This window comes from Streptomyces sp. NPDC043878 (assembly GCF_056435735.1).
Genome location: NZ_JBWKDW010000032.1, coordinates 84,237 through 100,679 on the forward strand (window position 1 = coordinate 84,237; position 16,443 = coordinate 100,679).

At 73.4% G+C, this 16,443-nt stretch carries 16 protein-coding genes and 1 pseudogene; 10 read left to right on the forward strand and 7 right to left on the reverse strand.

The window, feature by feature from the left end; genetic code table 11:
* Positions 1-185: 185 nt before the first annotated feature.
* Entirely contained in the window at positions 186-683 is a 498-nt protein-coding gene (locus AC07AZ_RS33585) for a flavodoxin domain-containing protein (RefSeq protein ID WP_478854512.1), read from the reverse strand.
* A 405-nt stretch (positions 684-1,088) separates the two neighbouring features.
* Between AC07AZ_RS33585 and ppk2 the strand changes: the two genes are divergently transcribed.
* Entirely contained in the window at positions 1,089-1,892 is an 804-nt protein-coding gene (ppk2, locus tag AC07AZ_RS33590) for a polyphosphate kinase 2 (protein WP_478854513.1), read from the forward strand.
* A gap of 16 nt (positions 1,893-1,908) precedes the next feature.
* On the opposite strand, the gene AC07AZ_RS33595 is transcribed toward ppk2, so the two are convergent.
* The 4 genes from AC07AZ_RS33595 to AC07AZ_RS33610 all read right to left on the reverse strand — a co-directional run bounded on the left by AC07AZ_RS33595 (position 1,909) and on the right by AC07AZ_RS33610 (position 5,513).
* Positions 1,909-2,775 (reverse strand): universal stress protein, encoded by an 867-nt coding sequence (locus AC07AZ_RS33595; RefSeq protein ID WP_478854514.1) that lies wholly within the window; start codon positions 2,773-2,775, stop codon positions 1,909-1,911.
* 5 nt (positions 2,776-2,780) lie between these two features.
* Complete coding sequence (locus tag AC07AZ_RS33600) at positions 2,781-3,803, reverse strand: zinc-dependent alcohol dehydrogenase (RefSeq protein ID WP_478854515.1); 1,023 nt, start codon at positions 3,801-3,803, stop codon at positions 2,781-2,783.
* A gap of 23 nt (positions 3,804-3,826) precedes the next feature.
* Positions 3,827-4,732, reverse strand: a complete 906-nt coding sequence (locus AC07AZ_RS33605; protein WP_478854516.1) for a universal stress protein — start codon at positions 4,730-4,732, stop codon at positions 3,827-3,829.
* 151 nt (positions 4,733-4,883) lie between these two features.
* The gene (locus tag AC07AZ_RS33610) at positions 4,884-5,513 is read right to left on the reverse strand and encodes a hypothetical protein (protein ID WP_478854517.1); all 630 of its coding nucleotides are present in this window, start codon (positions 5,511-5,513) and stop codon (positions 4,884-4,886) included.
* 228 nt (positions 5,514-5,741) lie between these two features.
* Here AC07AZ_RS33610 and AC07AZ_RS33615 point away from each other — a divergent pair, with 228 nt between their 5' ends.
* From AC07AZ_RS33615 to AC07AZ_RS33640, 6 genes and pseudogenes are all read left to right on the forward strand, one after another.
* Positions 5,742-7,457, forward strand: coding sequence for a SulP family inorganic anion transporter (locus AC07AZ_RS33615; RefSeq protein WP_478854518.1), 1,716 nt, complete (start codon positions 5,742-5,744; stop codon positions 7,455-7,457).
* A 171-nt stretch (positions 7,458-7,628) separates the two neighbouring features.
* Positions 7,629-8,093, forward strand: coding sequence for a Crp/Fnr family transcriptional regulator (locus tag AC07AZ_RS33620; RefSeq protein WP_478854519.1), 465 nt, complete (start codon positions 7,629-7,631; stop codon positions 8,091-8,093).
* 128 nt (positions 8,094-8,221) lie between these two features.
* Positions 8,222-8,923: a response regulator gene (locus AC07AZ_RS33625; protein ID WP_478854530.1), complete on the forward strand. Its 702-nt coding sequence runs from the start codon at positions 8,222-8,224 to the stop codon at positions 8,921-8,923.
* 323 nt (positions 8,924-9,246) lie between these two features.
* Positions 9,247-10,401, forward strand: coding sequence for an inorganic phosphate transporter (locus AC07AZ_RS33630; protein WP_478854520.1), 1,155 nt, complete (start codon positions 9,247-9,249; stop codon positions 10,399-10,401).
* 17 nt (positions 10,402-10,418) lie between these two features.
* Positions 10,419-10,652, forward strand: coding sequence for a hypothetical protein (locus AC07AZ_RS33635; protein WP_478854521.1), 234 nt, complete (start codon positions 10,419-10,421; stop codon positions 10,650-10,652).
* A gap of 66 nt (positions 10,653-10,718) precedes the next feature.
* A pseudogene (locus tag AC07AZ_RS33640) lies at positions 10,719-10,898 on the forward strand (polyphosphate kinase 2); the annotation flags it as partial.
* Between the two features lie 321 nt (positions 10,899-11,219).
* Here the strand turns inward: AC07AZ_RS33640 and AC07AZ_RS33645 are convergent.
* Complete coding sequence (locus AC07AZ_RS33645; protein WP_478854522.1) at positions 11,220-12,419, reverse strand: sensor histidine kinase; 1,200 nt, start codon at positions 12,417-12,419, stop codon at positions 11,220-11,222.
* A 330-nt stretch (positions 12,420-12,749) separates the two neighbouring features.
* Between AC07AZ_RS33645 and AC07AZ_RS33650 the strand changes: the two genes are divergently transcribed.
* Complete coding sequence (locus AC07AZ_RS33650) at positions 12,750-13,244, forward strand: MarR family winged helix-turn-helix transcriptional regulator (RefSeq protein WP_478854523.1); 495 nt, start codon at positions 12,750-12,752, stop codon at positions 13,242-13,244.
* 128 nt (positions 13,245-13,372) lie between these two features.
* Here AC07AZ_RS33650 and AC07AZ_RS33655 read toward each other — a convergent pair whose 3' ends face one another.
* A complete protein-coding gene (locus AC07AZ_RS33655; RefSeq protein ID WP_478854524.1) occupies positions 13,373-14,299 on the reverse strand; it encodes a helix-turn-helix domain-containing protein in 927 nt (308 codons plus the stop codon).
* Positions 14,300-14,488: 189 nt separating this feature from the next.
* On the opposite strand from AC07AZ_RS33655, the gene AC07AZ_RS33660 reads away from it, so the two are divergent.
* Positions 14,489-15,391, forward strand: a complete 903-nt coding sequence (locus AC07AZ_RS33660; protein ID WP_478854525.1) for an SIR2 family NAD-dependent protein deacylase — start codon at positions 14,489-14,491, stop codon at positions 15,389-15,391.
* A gap of 41 nt (positions 15,392-15,432) precedes the next feature.
* Positions 15,433-16,299, forward strand: coding sequence for an SDR family oxidoreductase (locus tag AC07AZ_RS33665; RefSeq protein ID WP_478854526.1), 867 nt, complete (start codon positions 15,433-15,435; stop codon positions 16,297-16,299).
* The last annotated feature ends 144 nt before the right edge of the window (positions 16,300-16,443 follow it).

Sequence of the window (16,443 nt, forward strand, 5' to 3'; positions counted from 1 at the left end):
TCTTCCCCCCCCCCCCCCCCCCCTTCCCCCTCTCGCCCTCCCCCCCCCCCCCCCCCCCCCCCCCCCCCCCCCCCCCCCCCCCCCCCCCCCCCCCCCCCCCCCCCCCCCCGCCGGGCAGGACGCAACCCCCGGCCCGGCAAGCCCCCCTCCACTGCCGGCGCACGCCCAGCCTCCCTCCACCGCCCCTACGAACGGGACAAGTCGTCGGCGACACCTTGCGCCCATGCCTCGATCGCGCCGAAGTCCCGGAAGTCGCCGCCCTTCCCGGAGCGGAGGATCATCCCGGCCACCCGCCCCCTGGCACCCTCTTCCAGGCATCCTCCGAAGGTGACGTGCTCCCGGACGTCCAGCCGCGCCATGGTCCGCTGCACGCCACGGACGGGCGGGACGTCCCGCTCGGAGGCCGAGGGGTCGAGCGGTCCGCTGCTGAAGAACCACACCGGGCGCTGCGACAGCGCCTTGCGGAACCGGCGGACGAACCGCCGCGCGTCCTTGTGCCAGCGCCCTGTGTACAAGCCACCGCCGACCACGACGGCGTCGTACGGCAGGACGCTCGTCACCGACCGGGCCGGCAGCGACTCGACGGTCAGCCCGTTCTCACGCAGGACGCCGGCGACCGTGTCCGCGATCCGCGCGGTGGATCCGTTCGTCGTTCCGTAGGTGACCAACACGGTGCCGGTCATGAGGTCCGCCTCCTTTCACAGGGCGCGCGTCCGGCCCTCGGCCACGCGCGCAGGGCCTGTGCCTTCCTGCCCCGGCGGTCGTGGAGGGGGCGATCGCCGGGTCGCTCCCGCGTTCCCCCGTGGCCGCCGTCTCCTCCGCGCGGCCCGCACGGATCGGGCGATCGATCAGGTCGTCCGTGGTCACGGCTCTGCGTCATGACGCTCCGGCGCCTCGATCCGTCCGGCGGAGGGCAGGAGCGGTCCAGGGGCCACACGGGGCCGTTCCAGAGGTGGTCGGCGGCCCGCCAATGAGCGTCCAGGGTGCGCGGCTCCTCGCCGGTCAGTACGGTGGCGTCCTGGTGTTCGACCGTGGGCATGGGTGACTCCGGATGTCATCGGTGTGGGTCATCGGGCGGTGGAGGCGGCATGGCCGGCAAGAAGGCAGTGACCCTGCCGCGCAAGGCGTACGAGAAGGAACTGCTCCGGCTCCAGACGGAGCTGGTGCGGCTGCAGGAGTGGGTGCGGGCGGAGGGCGCCCGGCTGGTCGTGGTCTTCGAGGGGCGGGACGCGGCGGGCAAGGGCGGCACCATCAAGCGGGTCGCGGAGCACCTCAACCCGCGCGTGGCACGCATCGCCGCGCTGCCGAAGCCGACCGAGCGCGAGCGCACCCAGTGGTACTTCCAGCGGTACGTCGAGCACCTGCCGGCGGCCGGGGAGATCGTGCTGTTCGACCGGTCCTGGTACAACCGGGCCGGCGTCGAGCACGTCATGGGTTTCTGTACGCGGGAGGAGTACCAGCTCTTCCTCCGGCAGTGCCCGATCTTCGAGCGGATGCTGGTCGAGGACGGTGTCCTGCTGCGCAAGTACTGGTTCTCGGTGAGCGACACCGAGCAGCATGAGCGGTTCCGGCGCCGGCTGGAGGACCCGCTGCGGCGCTGGAAGCTGTCGCCCATGGACCTGGAGTCCCTCAGCCGGTGGGAGGCGTACTCCCGGGCGAAGGACGCGATGCTGGTGCACACCGACATCGCGGAAGCGCCCTGGTACGTGGTCGAGAGCGACGACAAGCGCCGGGCGCGGCTGAACATGATCGCCCACCTGCTGAGCACCGTGCCCTACCACGACGTGCCGCCGCCGGTGCTGAAGATGCCGGAGCGGCCCGCGTCGACCGGCTACGAGCGTCCGCCGCGCGATCTGCAGACCTACGTCCCCGACCACGCGGCGGTGCTCTGAGCGGCAGGTCACCTCCTCAGCCCCGCTCGGGTACGACCGCGACGGGGCAGGCGGCGTGGTGCAGCACGGCGTGGGCGACATGCCCCAGCTGAAGGCCGTGGTACCCCGGGGTGCGCCGGGCGCCGACCACCAGCAGGTCGGCGCCCTGCGAGGCGGCTAGCAGCACCTTGCGGGCGGGGCCCTCCACCGTGTCCCGGCGCGCTTCCAGGTCGGCCGGTACGTCCTTCAGCGCCTGCTCCAGCGCCTCGGCGGCCTGCTGCTCGTGCAGCCGGGCCGGTTCACCGGAGAACAGCGGGTGGTCGGTGCTCTCGTGGGCGGGACATCGCCAGGCCCGTACGGCGTGCAGGGGCGCGTGGCGCAGCCCGGCCTCCTGGACGGCGAAGCGCAGGGCCGCGGAGTCCGCCGCCTTCTCGCCGACGCCCACCACGACGCGGCGCCGCGTAGTGGTTCCACCCGGGTCGTCGCCGCGCAGCACGACGACCGGGCATTCGGCGTGGGCGGCGACGGTGAGGCCGACCGACCCGAGCAGCATCTCGGCGAGGCCGCCGCGGCCCCGGGCGCCGAGCACCAGCAGGGCGGCGTGGGCGCCCTCCCGCAGCAGCGCGTACGCGGGCTCCCCCGGCAGCACGCCGGTGGAGAGTTCGACGCCTGGCCGGCGCAGACGGGCCCGCTGTGCGGCGGCCCGCACGACGTCCTCGGCCATGACCTGCTCGGACGGCTCGCCCGGATCCCCCGCCTGCGCGACGCCCTCGTACCTCTCCCAGAGGGAGGCGTACACCAGCCGCAGCGGTAGCCCGCGCAGGGCGGCCTCGTCGGCGGCCCAGTCGACCGCCCGCAGGCTCGGTGCGGAGCCGTCCACGCCGACGACGATCGGAAGGTCCATCGTTCTCACCGTCCCGCGCCCAGGTCGAAGACGATCCGGGCCCTGACCTCGCCGCGCAGCACCTCGTCGACGCATTCGTTGACGGAGGCGAGCGGGCGGGTCTCGTAGATGACCTTGGTGCGTCCTGCCGCGTGGAGCTGGAAGACCTCGGCGAGGTCCTGCCGGGTGCCGACGATCGAGCCGATCACCGAGGTCCCGTTGAGCACGGTGTCGAAGATCGGCAGACGTACCGTGCCGTGCGCCGGTAGAGCCACCATAACGAGCTTGCCGCCGCGCCGCAGCCCGGAGTTGACGGCCTCGAAGGCCGCGTCGTCCACCGCGAGCGCGATGGCCGCGTGAGCGCCGCCGTACCGCTTGAGCACTTCACCGACGTCGTCCTTGCGTGCGTCGATGACGAGGTCCGCGCCCAGTTCCGCGGCGAGTTCGAGCTTCTCGTCGGTGACGTCGATCGCCGCGACGGTGGCACCGGCGATCTTCGCGTACTGCACCGCGAGGTGGCCGAGACCGCCGACGCCGGAGACCGCGACCAGTTGGGTGGGTCTCACGTCGGCGACCTTCAGCGCCTTGTACGTCGTCACGCCCGCGCAGGTCAGCGGGGCGGCGTCCAGGGCGGTGATCCCGTCCGGCACGGGCTGGGCGAAGTCGGCCCAGGCCAGCATCTTCTCGGCGTGTCCGCCGTCGCAGCCGTAGCCGGTGTTGACCTGCTGCTCGCAGAGCGTCTCCCAGCCGGACAGACAGTGCTCGCACCGCCCGCAGGCCCTGCCGAGCCAGGGCACGGCGACCCGCTGCCCGAGGGCCAGGCGGGTGACGCCCGCGCCGAGCGCCTCCACCAGGCCCACGCCCTCGTGGCCGGGGACGAACGGCGGGGTCGGCCTTACCGGCCAGTCGCCGTGCGCCGCGTGGATGTCGGTGTGGCACAGTCCGGACGCCTCCACCCGGACGCGGACCTGGCCGGGGCCCGGTTCGGGGTCGGGGCGCTCCTCGATGACCAGGGGCTCACCGAACGCTCGTACGACCGCTGCCTTCATGGGTCTCCTCTCCTCGGGACGGGTCAGCTGTGGGGGACGACGGCGACGGGGGCGGTGGAGTGGTGCAGGACCGCGTGCGCGACATGGCCGACGTGGGCGCCGAAGGGGCTGCGGCGGGCGCGCCGGCCCACGACGACGAGGGATGCCTCGCGAGAGGCGTCCACGACGTGGACGGCCGCACTGCCGTAGCGGGACAACTCGGTGACCTCGACGTCCGGGAACTTCTGCCGCCAGGGCCGCAGCGCCTCGGTCAGTTCCCCGGCCGCGCGCAGCACCAGGCTCTCGTGCAGTGCGGGGTCGGTGGGCGTCCCGAACGCGTAGTACGGCGGCGGGTTCCAGCCGTGCACGACCCGCAGGGACGTCGCGCGGCGCACGGCGGCGTCGAAGGCGAACTCGATCAGCGTCCCGTCGGGGTGTTCGGTGTCGAGCCCGAGCACCACGGGCCTGAACGGGGTCGCCGCGGACGGCACACCCACCGGGTCCGTCTCGTGCTCGTCGGCGGCCGCCTCCAGCGCACGGACGAGCACCACCGGGCGCTCCGTGTGCGCGAGGACGGACAGACCGACCGAGCCGACCATGAAGCCGCTGAGCCCGCCGAGACCGCGGGAGCCCAGCACGAGGAGCTCGGCGCCCTTCGCCGCCTCGGCCAGGACGTCCCCCGGACGGCCGGTGACCTGCTCGCTGCTCACCTCGACGCCGGGATGCCGCAGGGCGATGCCCTCGGCTGCTTCGCGGGGTATCCGCTCGGTCCAGTGCTGCTGGGTCTCCGCCCCCAGGAGGGGGGCCTGCGCGACGGGCTCCGGTACGGGCTCCCAGACGTGGACGATCTTCAGTGGCAGGGTGCGGAGGGCGGCTTCGCGGGCCGCCCATTCCGCGGCGGCCCGGCTCTCGGGTGAACCGTCGAGGCCGACGGTGATGGTGCGGAGCATGAACTCCACCTCCTGGGTGAGGGATCTGATTCCAGCGTCGTCCTCGGGGAGTTCCGCGTGCAGGGGCCAGTGGTCCCGAACCGGGGCCGACCGACCCCCCGTAGGGCCGGGCGCGGCGGGCCGGAGGAGCGACCCACCGGGCGGTCGGTGGTCAGCGCAGCCAGCGGTGGTCGCGGACGAAGGGCAGCCTGGCCCAGAGCCCGCCCGCGGCCAGGGTGTCGCCGGCGGCGAGCGCGGCCACCACGATCAGGGCGACGGAGTAGACGACGTGGTAGTCGACGAACGGATTGGTCGACATGCTCGCCGAACCGTCCGAGAGGTGCTTGGCGGGCGGCCACTCGGCGATCCACATCAGCGCCATCATCGCGGTGCCGGCCACGGCGGCGAACCGCAGCGCGACCCCCGCGAGCAGCGCGAGAGCGATCCCGAGCAGGCCGAGCATGAACAGCCAGTCCGCCCACGGGTCGCCGGCCCAGGAATGGAAGGCCGACTCCATCGGCCCGGCGGCGACCGAGCCGAGGAAGCCCTTCGTCGGCGATCCGCCGTCGATCCAGCCCTCGCCGGACGGGGTGGCGTAGCCGAGACCGAAGGTCTTGTCGAGGAAGGCCCACAGGAACACGAACCCGGTGAGCAGACGCAGGGACGCCAGGGCGTAGGCCCCCGCGGCGCGGCTGTCGGCGCGCGCCGAGACGCCCGGCTCGGCAGCGGAGACGGTCGTGTGCCTGCGGAACGACGGCAGATGGAACCGGGAACTCCGGTGCGGGTACTCGTGCACGGCCATGGTCGTGTATCCCTTCGAGGGCGGTCGGATCGCTGCCTGACCGGACTCACTCTGGTCCCGCACGGCGGCCGCCACCGGATGCCGAAGGTCCGCGGCCATGGGGCCGAACGGCCCCGCGCGCGCAGTCCGTTGGCCCGACGCGGAGCACCGGGCCCGCCGCTGCCGCCGTTGCCCTCGCGCCCGGTCGCCCACCGGTGAATCATGAGGTCAGACGACGGAAGAGGGCAGATGTCGCACGGGTCGACCAGGTTCGTTCCGCAGTGGCGGAGGCTGCTGCCCGGACTCGTGGCGCTGCTGGGCTACCGCCGCTCCTGGCTCACGGGTGACCTGCTCGCCGGCGTGACCGTGGCCGCGTATCTCGTGCCGCAGGTCATGGCGTACGCGGGGGTGGCGGGGCTGCCCCCGGTCACCGGTCTGTGGGCGATCCTCCCCGCCCTCGGCCTGTACGCGCTGCTCGGTTCCTCGCGCCTGCTGTCGGTCGGCCCCGAGTCCACGACCGCTCTCATGACGGCCACCGTGGTCGCACCGCTCGCCGCGGGTGACCCCCGGCGCTACGCCTCCCTGGCGGCGGCCCTCGCGGTCACGGTCGGACTGCTGTGCCTGGTCGCCCGCGTGGTGCGGCTGGGCTTCTTCGCGGACCTGCTCTCCCGCCCGGTCCTGATCGGCTATCTCGCCGGCGTGGCGTTGACCATGATGGTGGACCAGCTGACCAAACTCACCGGGGTGCCCACCTCCGGTGCGGAGTTCTTCGCGCGACTGTGGTCGTTCTTCAGCCACTTGGCGGACGCACACCTCGCCACCGTCGTCTTCTCGGCGACCGCCCTCGCGTTCCTCTTTCTGATGACCTGGTTCGTCCCCGTGGTGCCCGGCCCGCTGGTCACCGTCGTCCTCGCGACCGCCGCCGTGGTCGTCTTCGACCTCGACGGCCGGTACGGGCTCAAGGTGATCGGCGAGGTCCCCTCCGGCCTGCCGGACGTGGCCGTCCCGGACCTGGGCGAACTGCCCCACCTCGTGCTGCCGGCCCTCGGCGTGCTGCTCGTCGCCTACACCGACTTCGTCCTCACCGCACGGGCCTTCACCGGCGAGGACGACGACGAGGGCCCCGGGCTCGACGCCGACCAGGAGTTCCTCGCCCTGGGCGCAGCCAACCTCGGCGCCGGCGTGCTGCACGGCTTCCCGGTCAGCAGCAGCGCCAGCCGCACCGCCCTCGCCTCCTCGGCGGGCGCCCGCAGCCAGGGCTACTCCCTGGTCGCCGGAGCGGTGGTGCTGGCCGTACTGCTCTTCCTCAGCCCCCTGCTGACCCGCATGCCCTCCGCCGTGCTCGGCGCGCTCGTCGTCTACGCCGCGGTCCGCCTGATCGACCTCGCGGGCTTCCGCCGACTGGCGTCCTTCCGCCGCCGGGAACTGCTGCTGGCACTCGGCTGCCTCGCGGGGGTGCTCGCCCTGGACATCCTGTACGGGGTGATCGTGGCCGTCGGCCTGTCGGTGGCCGAGCTGCTGACCCGGGTGGCCCGGCCGCACGACGCCGTCGAGGGCCTGGTCCCCGGGGTGGCCGGCATGCACGACGTCGACGACTACCCGCTGGCCCGCACGATTCCCGGTCTGCTCGTCTACCGCTACGACTCGCCCCTGTTCTTCGCCAACGCCGAGGACTTCCGGCGCCGCGCCCTGGCCGCCGTCGACGAACAGACCGACCCGGTGCGGTGGTTCGTGCTGAACACCGAGGCGAACGTCGAGGTGGACATCACCGCCCTCGACGCGGTCGACGGGGTGCGCCGCGAGCTCCTCGGGCGGGGTGTCGAGTTCGCCCTCGCCCGGGTCAAGCAGGACCTGCTGGACGACCTGGAGGCGTACGGTCTGGCGGACTCGGTCGGCAGGGACCGGATCTTCCCGACGCTCCCGACGGCCGTGGCCGCCTACCGGGCGTGGCTCGACCGCCGGTAGGCCGGCCCGCGCAGACCCGACCGGCCCGTCCTCGGCGTCGTACCGCCACCACTCCTCCACCACTCCTCGGTACCGAACGGGCCGATCAGTGGGCCGGGTGGCCCATGCGCACGCGCGCGGCCGGCGAACAGGATGGCTCCGGAAGCCCGCACTCCGCCAGGGAGGCACCTCATGAACGTCTCTTCCACCCCCAGCATGCTGCGCGCACTGTCCGTCGAACACCGCGGACGGCTCATGCGCTTCGCCCGGGAGGTGTCCATCCCCCAGGGGACGCGCCTGTTCAACGAGGGTGGGCACGCCGACCGCTTCTGGATCATCCGCACCGGCAGGATCGAGCTCGACATGCGGGTCCCCGGCTGCCGGGCGGCCGTCATCGAGAGCCTCGGGCACAACGAACTGGTCGGCTGGTCCTGGCTGTTCGCCCCGCACATCTGGCACCTGGGCGCCGGGACGACCACACCCGTACGGGCCTACGAGTTCGACGCCACGGCCATCCGGTCGATGTGCGCCGACGATCCCGCTCTCGCCGGCGACGTCAGCCAGTGGGCGGGCCAGGTACTCGCCCACCGCCTCCGCTCGGCCCGCACCCGCCTCCTGGACCTGTACGCCCCGTACGGCGCCGGCAGCACCGTCTGATCCGCCCCCGCCTGCCTCGAACGGACCCCGAAGGGGCCGATCGGCCCTGGTGCGTTCGGCCCCCACGCGTGATGATCGGCATGAGGAACAGCCCGCAGTCCGTCCTCACCGGGAACGAAGGGGTCACCATGCCGGAGCCGCGCACGTTCAGCGAGCGCAACCCGATCCGCGTGTTCCTGCTGGACGACCACGAGGTCGTCCGCCGCGGTCTGGCCGACCTGCTCGACACCGAGCCGGACATCGCGGTGGTCGGCGACGCCGGCACCGTCGACCACGCGCTCGCCCGGGGCCCCGCGCTGCGCCCCGACGTCGCCGTCCTCGACGTACGGCTGCCGGACGGCGACGGCATCTCCGTCTGCCGGGAGCTGCGCAGCCAGATGCCGGAGCTGGCCTGTCTGATGCTGACCTCGTTCGACGACGAGGAAGCCCTGCTCGACGCGATCATGGCGGGTGCCTCCGGCTACGTCCTCAAGCAGATCAAGGGGTCCGACCTCGTCTCGGCGGTACGCACGGTCGCCTCGGGCCAGTCGATGCTGGATCCCGCGACCACCGCCCGGCTGATGCGCTCGCTGCGCGCCGACCCGGCGGACAGTCCGGCCGTACCGTCCGAGCTGGCGAGCCTGTCACCGCGCGAGCGGGACATCCTGGCCCTGATCGGCGACGGCCTCACCAACCGCGAGATCGGCAAGAAGCTGTACCTGTCGGAGAAGACCGTCAAGAACCACATCTCCCGCCTGCTCGCCAAGCTGGGCGTCCAACGGCGCGTACAGGCCGCCGTGCTGGCCTCCCACCTGGAGCAGTCGGACCCGGGCGAACACCGGGGCAGGTGACGTCCGCACGCGCCGGTCTTCGACCTGAACCCGTGCGCCGCCGGGCCCGGCACGACCTCCGGGCGCCGCCTCCGACCGCTCGCCAGCCGGCAGGCCACCCGGTCCCGGAACGAGGGACCCACCCACGACCCCCGCTGAACGACCGCGCCCGCCGCGGCGGACCCGAGCCCGCGCCCCTTACGGGAGTTGATGCGAGAGAGGCCGCGGTCGGCCGGCCCCCCCACGGGAGACCCACACGGTCATCACCGACTGGGCGCATGGTCCTGAACCGTGCTTTGCCTGGCGTTCGCCCGCCGTATGGAAGCGCTTGTTGCACTGGGGCGATGGACCACATCACGTTCCTCGTGGCGGTCGTCATCATCACGGCCCTTGCCTTCGACTTCACCAACGGATTCCACGACACCGCCAACGCGATGGCCACGTCCATCGCGACCGGCGCGCTGAAGCCGCGTACGGCGGTGCTGGTGAGCGGTGCCCTCAACATCGTCGGTGCCTTCCTGTCCACCGAGGTCGCCAGGACGATCTCCGCCGGCATCGTGGACGACACCCTGGTCACCCCCGGGATGATCTTCGCTGGGCTGGTCGGCGCGATCCTGTGGAATCTCATGACCTGGCTGCTGGGACTGCCGTCGAGTTCCTCACACGCGCTGTTCGGCGGGTTGATCGGTGCGGTGTGGGTGGGGGCCGGGGCGGACGGCGTCCACTTCGACAAGGTCGTCGAGAAGGTACTGATACCGGCTGTGGCCTCGCCCGTGGTGGCGGGCGTGGCCGCGCTGATCGCGACCTACCTCGCATACAAGCTGACCGCCCGCGCCCGCAGGAAGACGGTCACTAAGGGGTTCCGGCTCGGCCAGATCGCCTCCGCGTCCCTGGTCTCCCTCGCGCACGGCACCAACGACGCGCAGAAGACCATGGGCGTCATCACGCTCACCCTCATCTCGGCGGGCGCGCTCGGCCACGACGCCGGTCCCCCGGTGTGGGTGATCGCCTCGGCCGGTCTCGCGATCGGTCTCGGCACCTACATCGGCGGCTGGCGGATCATCCGCACCATGGGCAAGGGGCTGACCGAGATCCAGTCCCCGCAGGGCTTCGCCGCCGAGACGGCCTCCACCACGGTGATCCTGACCTCCGCCCACCTGGGCTTCGCCCTGTCCACCACGCAGGTCGCCTCCGGCAGCATCCTCGGTGCGGGCCTGGGCCGCCGCCTCGCGGAGGTCCGCTGGGGCGTCGCGGGCCGGATGGTGGTCGCCTGGCTGATCACGCTGCCCGCCGCCGCGCTGGTCGGCGGACTCTCGGCGAGCGCGGTCAAGCACGGCGGCGACGCCGGCACCGTCGTCGTGGCGCTGGTCGGCGCCGCCGTCGCCGTGGGGATCGTCGTGCTCTCCCGCCGTAACCCGGTGCACGCCGACAACGTCAACGACACCCACGAGGTCAACCTCCGCACCGACGTGCCGGCGAGCGTCGGCACGGCCGCGTGAGCAAAGGGAGTCATCCGATGAGTCTCGACTGGACCGCACTCGGCGAGGTCGCCGCGGTGAGCGTCGGCGTCACCGTGGCGGTGGTCGTCGTCTTCGCGCTCGGCGTTCTTGGTCTCGCCCGGTTCGAGGGAGCGCGCGAGGACGGCGGTGGCACCTCCGCCCCCGGCCTCGCACAGGCCGGCCTGTGCTTGCTCGCCTGCGTGGCCGTGGTGGCGTACGGGATCTATCTGATCGTGCCCCAGTTCCACTGAGCGGTGAACCGAGGAAACCCGGCGTAGCCCGAGGAAACCCGAGGAGGCCTGGAGGAGGAGGGCGGAATGACGACGCCATCCCTGCCGGCCGAGACGGCGGATCCGAAGGCCGACCACAGCGACTACGACGACCCCGTGCTCATCCGCCCGGACGGCAGCCCGGTGGACACCTGGCGGGAGGACCATCCCGACGGGCATGGCATGGAGCGCGAGGAGTACGAGCGGCACAAGCGGCTCCAGCAGATCCCCTCGGGTTCGGCGGTCCCCTCCTTGTCGTCCCCCGTGGCTGGGACCGGGTCCGGGCACCCGGGCCGGGTCCGGAGCCTCTCCTCGGGCCGTCACGACCCGTCCGGGGCCGACGTCACGCCGCCGGGTCGGACCGGGAGCGACGGCGAGGCGGGCACCGGAGGGTAGGCAGGGGACGGGGTGGGCAGCCGGGCGGCGAGCCGCCAGCCGGCCCCGGAGGAACCGGCGTGCAGGTGACCGCCCAGTGCCGTGACCCGCTCCGTCAGACCGACGAGGCCGTAGCCGCCGGGCGCCGCGCCGGCCGCGTCCCCGGCCGGGCCCTCACCCGTCGGCGAACTCGCGGCGTTCCCGGCGTTCCCGGTCCTGGTGTTCCCGGCGTTCCCGGTAGTCCCGGCGTTCCCAGTCCTGGTGTTCCCGGCGTTCCCGGTCCTGGTGTTCCCGGCGTTCCCGGTAGTCCCGGTGTTCCCGGTGTTCCCGGCGTCCGTGGCGGGGCCGTTGACGACCTCCACCGTGGTGGCCGGCGGACCGTAGTGCACGCGCACCGCGACGGGCGTCTCGCGAGCGTGCCTGCGTGTGTTGGTGAGGGCCTCGCGCACGAGCCGGTGCACGGCCAGCCGGTGACTGGTGGGGGTGCTCCCCTCGTCGCCGGAGACCACCGCGTCGATCACCTGACCAGCGGCCCGTGCCTCGGCGAGCAGGTCGGTCAGCTCCTGTAGGGCCGGGCGCCTCGGCGGTCGTCGCGCCGTCCGTACCGACCGCGGGCGGGCCGCCCGACCGGGAGGGCGTGTCGGAGCGGAGGACGCCCAGCACCTCGCGCAGGTCGTCCAGGGCCTGTCCGGCCGTGGTTCTCAGCAGGGCGACGCGCTCCACCGCCGCGGGCGGCATCCCCTCGGTGCGCCGTTGCAGCACCCCGGTGTGCAGCACCAGCAGGCTCAGCCGGTGAGCCAGGACGTCGTGCATCTCGCGGGCGATCCGGGCCCGCTCCGCCAACCGCTCCTGTCCGGACCGCAGTTCACGCTCCACGCGCAGCTGTGCCACCTGCTCGGTCAGCGCGTGCAGCAGCCTGCGCCGGCTGCCCGTCCACATACCGAGTGCCAGGGCCAGCCCCACCAGCACGGCATTGACGACACCGCCGCTGGTCCAGGTGCTCAGCCGTCCCCCGTGGAGGGGGTGGCCGAGGGCCGCCGCGACGGCGAACCAGGGCAGCCCGACGCCCAGGGCGATGCCCAGGCACACCCACACCGCGCGCAACCGGTCCCGCGAGGAGAAGTGATACAGCGTCACCAGCAGCGGGAACAGTGAGCCCAGGGCGACCGCGGCGAGCGCCAGGGCCGCCACCGTCCGCGAGAAGCGGTGCCGGCCGACCACCGCGACCGCGGCGGCCACCGCCAGCCACGGGGCGGGGTCGGCCAGGGTGTCACCGGCCGACCGGAAACCCTCCAACAGGGACAGCAGCGCCAGCACCACAGCCGCCGCTGCCTCGATCCACCACGGCACACCGCGTCCCGGCCCGGATTCCACCTCCCCATCGTAGGGAGGCGGGACGAGCCCCCGCCCCCGGCGAACGGGCACCGGCACCCCCGACTTTCGTCGGGGAACGAGACCGCCCGGCAGCCGGCGACGGCAGCCCGCGACGGGCCTCCCGTCAGGCGGATCACACGCCACCTGCCGCACCTCGTGTCCACCCGGTCACCTGACCCGCCCGATCCGCCCGATCCGCCCGGTCCATCCGATCCGCGGGCCGTGACCGCCGATGCCGGAAGTGCCGCCCGCCGTCCTGTCTGCACGGCATGATCGATACCTTCGTGCCGGAGGCGACGTGCCGGAGGCGACCAGAAAGGCGGTGGGGCCGTGAGCGAGGGAGCGGACATCACGACGGCCAAGGAGGCAGCGGATCACCAGCTGATCCTGGCCTTCGGCCGGCTGCAGGGCGCCGCCAACCGGCTGGAGTACATCCTCGGGCGGGCGCTCGAGGAGGAGTGCGGGATCAGCCATCTCACGTTCGAGGTGCTGCTGATCCTCGGGCGGGCCGGTGAGCCGGGACTGCCGATGCGTGCCATCGCCCAGGAGCAGGTTCTGACGACGGGCGGTGCGACGCGGCTGGTGGACCGGATGGAGGCGGCCGGCCTGGTCGAGCGCACCGAGGCTCCCGGCGACCGTCGGGGGCGGCTCGTACGGCTCACGCCGCTGGGGGCTCAGACCGCGGTGCGCGCTTCCGGCGTGCATGTGGAGAACATCCGGCGCTATTTCCTGGACCCGCTGCCCGCCGAGGACCGGGAACGCTTCGCGGAGGACCTGCGCATCCTCAGCCACGCGGCGCGGGACGTCCTGCCACGCCTGCCGTGAGCGGACCCGCCCGGGTCCTCCGAGCGGGCCCGGAACGACCCGGCGGCCGTCTGATCCTTCCGGCCGTCCGGTGCCGCCCGGTACAGCGGTCGCGCCCAGCGTCCGGGGCGGGCCCGCCGCGTGGTGGACTACCGGCCGGCGGCAGTCGGCGCGCCGGCCCCTTCGCCGCGCCCCCGTACAGCGTTGCGGAAGTCGATCGGCGACCGCCCGGTCCGGTGCGTGAAGTACTTGCCGAACTGCGAGGGATGGGCGAAGCCGAGCTGGTCGGCGATCTGGGCCGCGGTCCGGTCGCCGTGCGCCAACAGCCGCTTGGCCTCCAGGACCACCCGGCGGTCGACGAACTCCTTGGCGCTGAGCCCCGCGGTGGCGAGAGTCGCCCGGGCGAGGGTGCGGGCGGAGTAGCCGAGCATGCCGGCGTAGTCCTCGACGCGCCGGGTGCGGGTGAAATGCCGTTCGAGCGCGTCCCGGAACCGCAGATACGTCTCGTCCGGCGTCGGCGCGGGGCTGCCGACCGGGACGGCGAGGTGGGCCAGGCGCAGCAGGAGGACGGCCAGTAGGTGACGCAGGGCCATCAGGTGTACGTCCAGGGGCAGTTGGCCGAGCGCGTGGAACTCGCGGCTCAGGTGTCGCGCGGCCGTGTCCAGTGCCTCGGCGTCGTCACCGACGGGCGTGCCCGCGACAGGGGCGTACGGGTCGTCGAGGCGGGCGGCCGTTGCGGTGGCCGCGTCGAGGACGTCGTGCTGGAACAGGATCAGTGTGCCCTCGGCCTCGGTGAGGTCGCCCCACTGGTGCACCTGCCCCGGGCGCACCCACAGCCAGGAGCCGGGCCTGAGGGCGTAACCGGTGAAGTCGACGGTGTGCCGGAGGTCGCCCGCGGTGAGGCTGATCAGGTGGTGGAAGTCGGGGCGCTGCGGACGGTCGGGGGTACGGCCGCCGAAGCGCTCGCGCAGGTCGGCCAGCGACATCACCTCGATGCCCGCGGGAGTGCCCGCCGGTGCGGCGAAGAGGACCTCGGGGATCTCTCGCGCCGAGTCGTGTCGGTTTTTGACCATCATCAGTCGGAACTGTATCCGGCTCCCGCGCCGTCCGCCTCGTAGGCTGGTGGTGACGCCGGCGGCGCGCACCACCCACCGGGCGGCCCTCTCACCGGTTCCCTGGCCTCGCCCACGAGCTGACCACGGCCGTCACCACGTACCTGAGCCGCACCCCCGTACCCTCGCGGCACCGGAAAGGACAACCGCGTCGTGAGCACGACGAGCGACACCCGCGACACCGACGGCACCCGCGGCAACGGGGGCACCCGCGACGCCATGGCACAGAGCCGCGCGACGTTCCGGGCCTGGCTGCGCGACGCCGACCACGTTCTCGTCGCGGCCGGCGCGGGCCTGAGCGCGGCGGCCGGCTACGACTACGGCGACACCGACCGCTTCAGGGAACTGTTGCCGGCGCTGCACCGACTGGGCCTGCGCTCCCGCTATCTGCTCGGCGTCCCCCTGCCGGAGGACATGATGTGGGGCTACTGGGCCGTCCACATCGACGACATCCGCCACAGCCCCGGCCCGAACGCCCTCTACCAGCACCTGCGGGCCGTCGTGGGCGACCGCGACCACTGGGTGATGACGTCCAACGTCGACGCCCTCTTCGTCCGCAGCGGCTTCGCGGCGGACCGCGTCTTCACCCCGCAGGGCGACTACGGCCGCCTCCAGTGCACCGTCCCGTGCACCCGCGAGACATGGGACAGCAAGCCGTTCCTCGACCGGATCCTCGCCGCCTACGACCGTGAGAGCGGCCGGGTCACCGACCCCGCGGCCCTGCCGCACTGCCCCCGCTGCGGCGCCGACGTGTTCCCCAACGTCCGGGTCGGCCCGGAGTTCGTGGACGACGCCTACCTGGCGGCCGGGCCGCGGCTGGCCCGGTGGCTCGACGGCGCGCCCACGGACAGCATGGTGCTCGTCCTCGAAATCGGCGCCGGGTTCAGTACTCCCGGTGTGATCCGCCGGCCCATGGAGAACCTGGTGCGCCACACGCCGCGGGCCCGCCTGGTCCGCGTCAACCCGGACCACCCCGAAGTCCCCGCGGACCTCGGCGACCGAGCCCTGTCCGTTCCCTTCGGGGCGGACCGGTTCCTGAGCGGGCTCACCCCCTGACGGGCAACCCCGAAGCGCGGCCCTCCCCACCACAGGAAGCGATGCACATCATGTCCGACGTACCCGCCCCCACGATCGCCGTCACCGGCTCCACCGGACGTCTCGGCGCGCTCGTCGCCCGGCGCCTCGCCGAGCGGGACGTCCCGCAGAAGCTGGTGGTCCGCCGCCCCGAGCGCGCCCCGCACCTGGAGGGGGCGATCGCCGTACGAGGTGACTACGGCGACCGAGCCACCTCGACCGACGCCCTCGCCGGCGTCGACACCCTCCTCATGGTGTCCGCCTCCGAGAGCGCCGACCGGCTCACCCTGCACAAGCGGTTCGTGGACGCCGCCGCGGCGGCCGGCGTGCGGCACCTCGTGTACGTCTCCTTCTTCGGCGCGGCCCCCGACGCCACGTTCACCCTGGCACGCGACCACTTCCACACCGAGGAGCACATCCGGGCGAGCGGCCTGGCGTACACCTTCCTCCGGGACAACTTGTACGCGGAGTTCGTGCCCGATCTCGCCGGCGAGGACGGCGTCATCCGCGGTCCCGCCGGGCAGGGCAGCGCCGCGTTCGTCGGCCAGGAGGACATCGCCGACGCCGCCACCGCGGTCCTGACCCGCCCCACCGACCATGTGGGCGCCGTCTACGACCTGACCGGGCCGGCGTCCCTCACGCTGGACGAGGCGGCCGCGATCGTGTCCGAGGAGCTCGGTCGCACCATCACCTACCAACCCGAGACGGTCGAGGAGGCGTACGCCTCCCGTGCCTCCTACGGCGCGCCGCAGTGGCAGCTCGACGCCTGGGTGTCCACCTACACGGCCATCGCGGCCGGTGCCCTCGACGGGGTCAGCGACGCGGTACCCCGCCTCACGGGCCACCCCGCCACCTCCCTCGCCGACGTCGTCCGCGCCAGCCGGGGCTGAGCGCCGGGGCCGCCCCCGCCCGCCCCCCCCCCCCCCCACCCCCCCCCCCCCCCCCACGCCCCCCCCCCCCCCCCCCCCCCCCCCCCCCAACACCCCCCCCCCCCCCCCCCCCCCCCCCCCCCCCCCCCCCCCCCCCCCCCCCCC

Coding starts and splice junctions, on each gene's coding strand:
- ppk2 (WP_478854513.1), top strand. CDS start 1,089: ATGGCCGGCAAGAAGGCAGTGACCCTGCCGCGCAAGGCGTACGAGAAG.
- AC07AZ_RS33665 (WP_478854526.1), top strand. CDS start 15,433: ATGCACATCATGTCCGACGTACCCGCCCCCACGATCGCCGTCACCGGC.
- AC07AZ_RS33625 (WP_478854530.1), top strand. CDS start 8,222: ATGCCGGAGCCGCGCACGTTCAGCGAGCGCAACCCGATCCGCGTGTTC.
- AC07AZ_RS33600 (WP_478854515.1), bottom strand. CDS start 3,803: ATGAAGGCAGCGGTCGTACGAGCGTTCGGTGAGCCCCTGGTCATCGAG.
- AC07AZ_RS33620 (WP_478854519.1), top strand. CDS start 7,629: ATGAACGTCTCTTCCACCCCCAGCATGCTGCGCGCACTGTCCGTCGAA.
- AC07AZ_RS33630 (WP_478854520.1), top strand. CDS start 9,247: ATGGACCACATCACGTTCCTCGTGGCGGTCGTCATCATCACGGCCCTT.
- AC07AZ_RS33615 (WP_478854518.1), top strand. CDS start 5,742: ATGTCGCACGGGTCGACCAGGTTCGTTCCGCAGTGGCGGAGGCTGCTG.
- AC07AZ_RS33585 (WP_478854512.1), bottom strand. CDS start 683: ATGACCGGCACCGTGTTGGTCACCTACGGAACGACGAACGGATCCACC.
- AC07AZ_RS33635 (WP_478854521.1), top strand. CDS start 10,419: ATGAGTCTCGACTGGACCGCACTCGGCGAGGTCGCCGCGGTGAGCGTC.
- AC07AZ_RS33610 (WP_478854517.1), bottom strand. CDS start 5,513: ATGGCCGTGCACGAGTACCCGCACCGGAGTTCCCGGTTCCATCTGCCG.
- AC07AZ_RS33655 (WP_478854524.1), bottom strand. CDS start 14,299: ATGATGGTCAAAAACCGACACGACTCGGCGCGAGAGATCCCCGAGGTC.
- AC07AZ_RS33605 (WP_478854516.1), bottom strand. CDS start 4,732: ATGCTCCGCACCATCACCGTCGGCCTCGACGGTTCACCCGAGAGCCGG.
- AC07AZ_RS33595 (WP_478854514.1), bottom strand. CDS start 2,775: ATGGACCTTCCGATCGTCGTCGGCGTGGACGGCTCCGCACCGAGCCTG.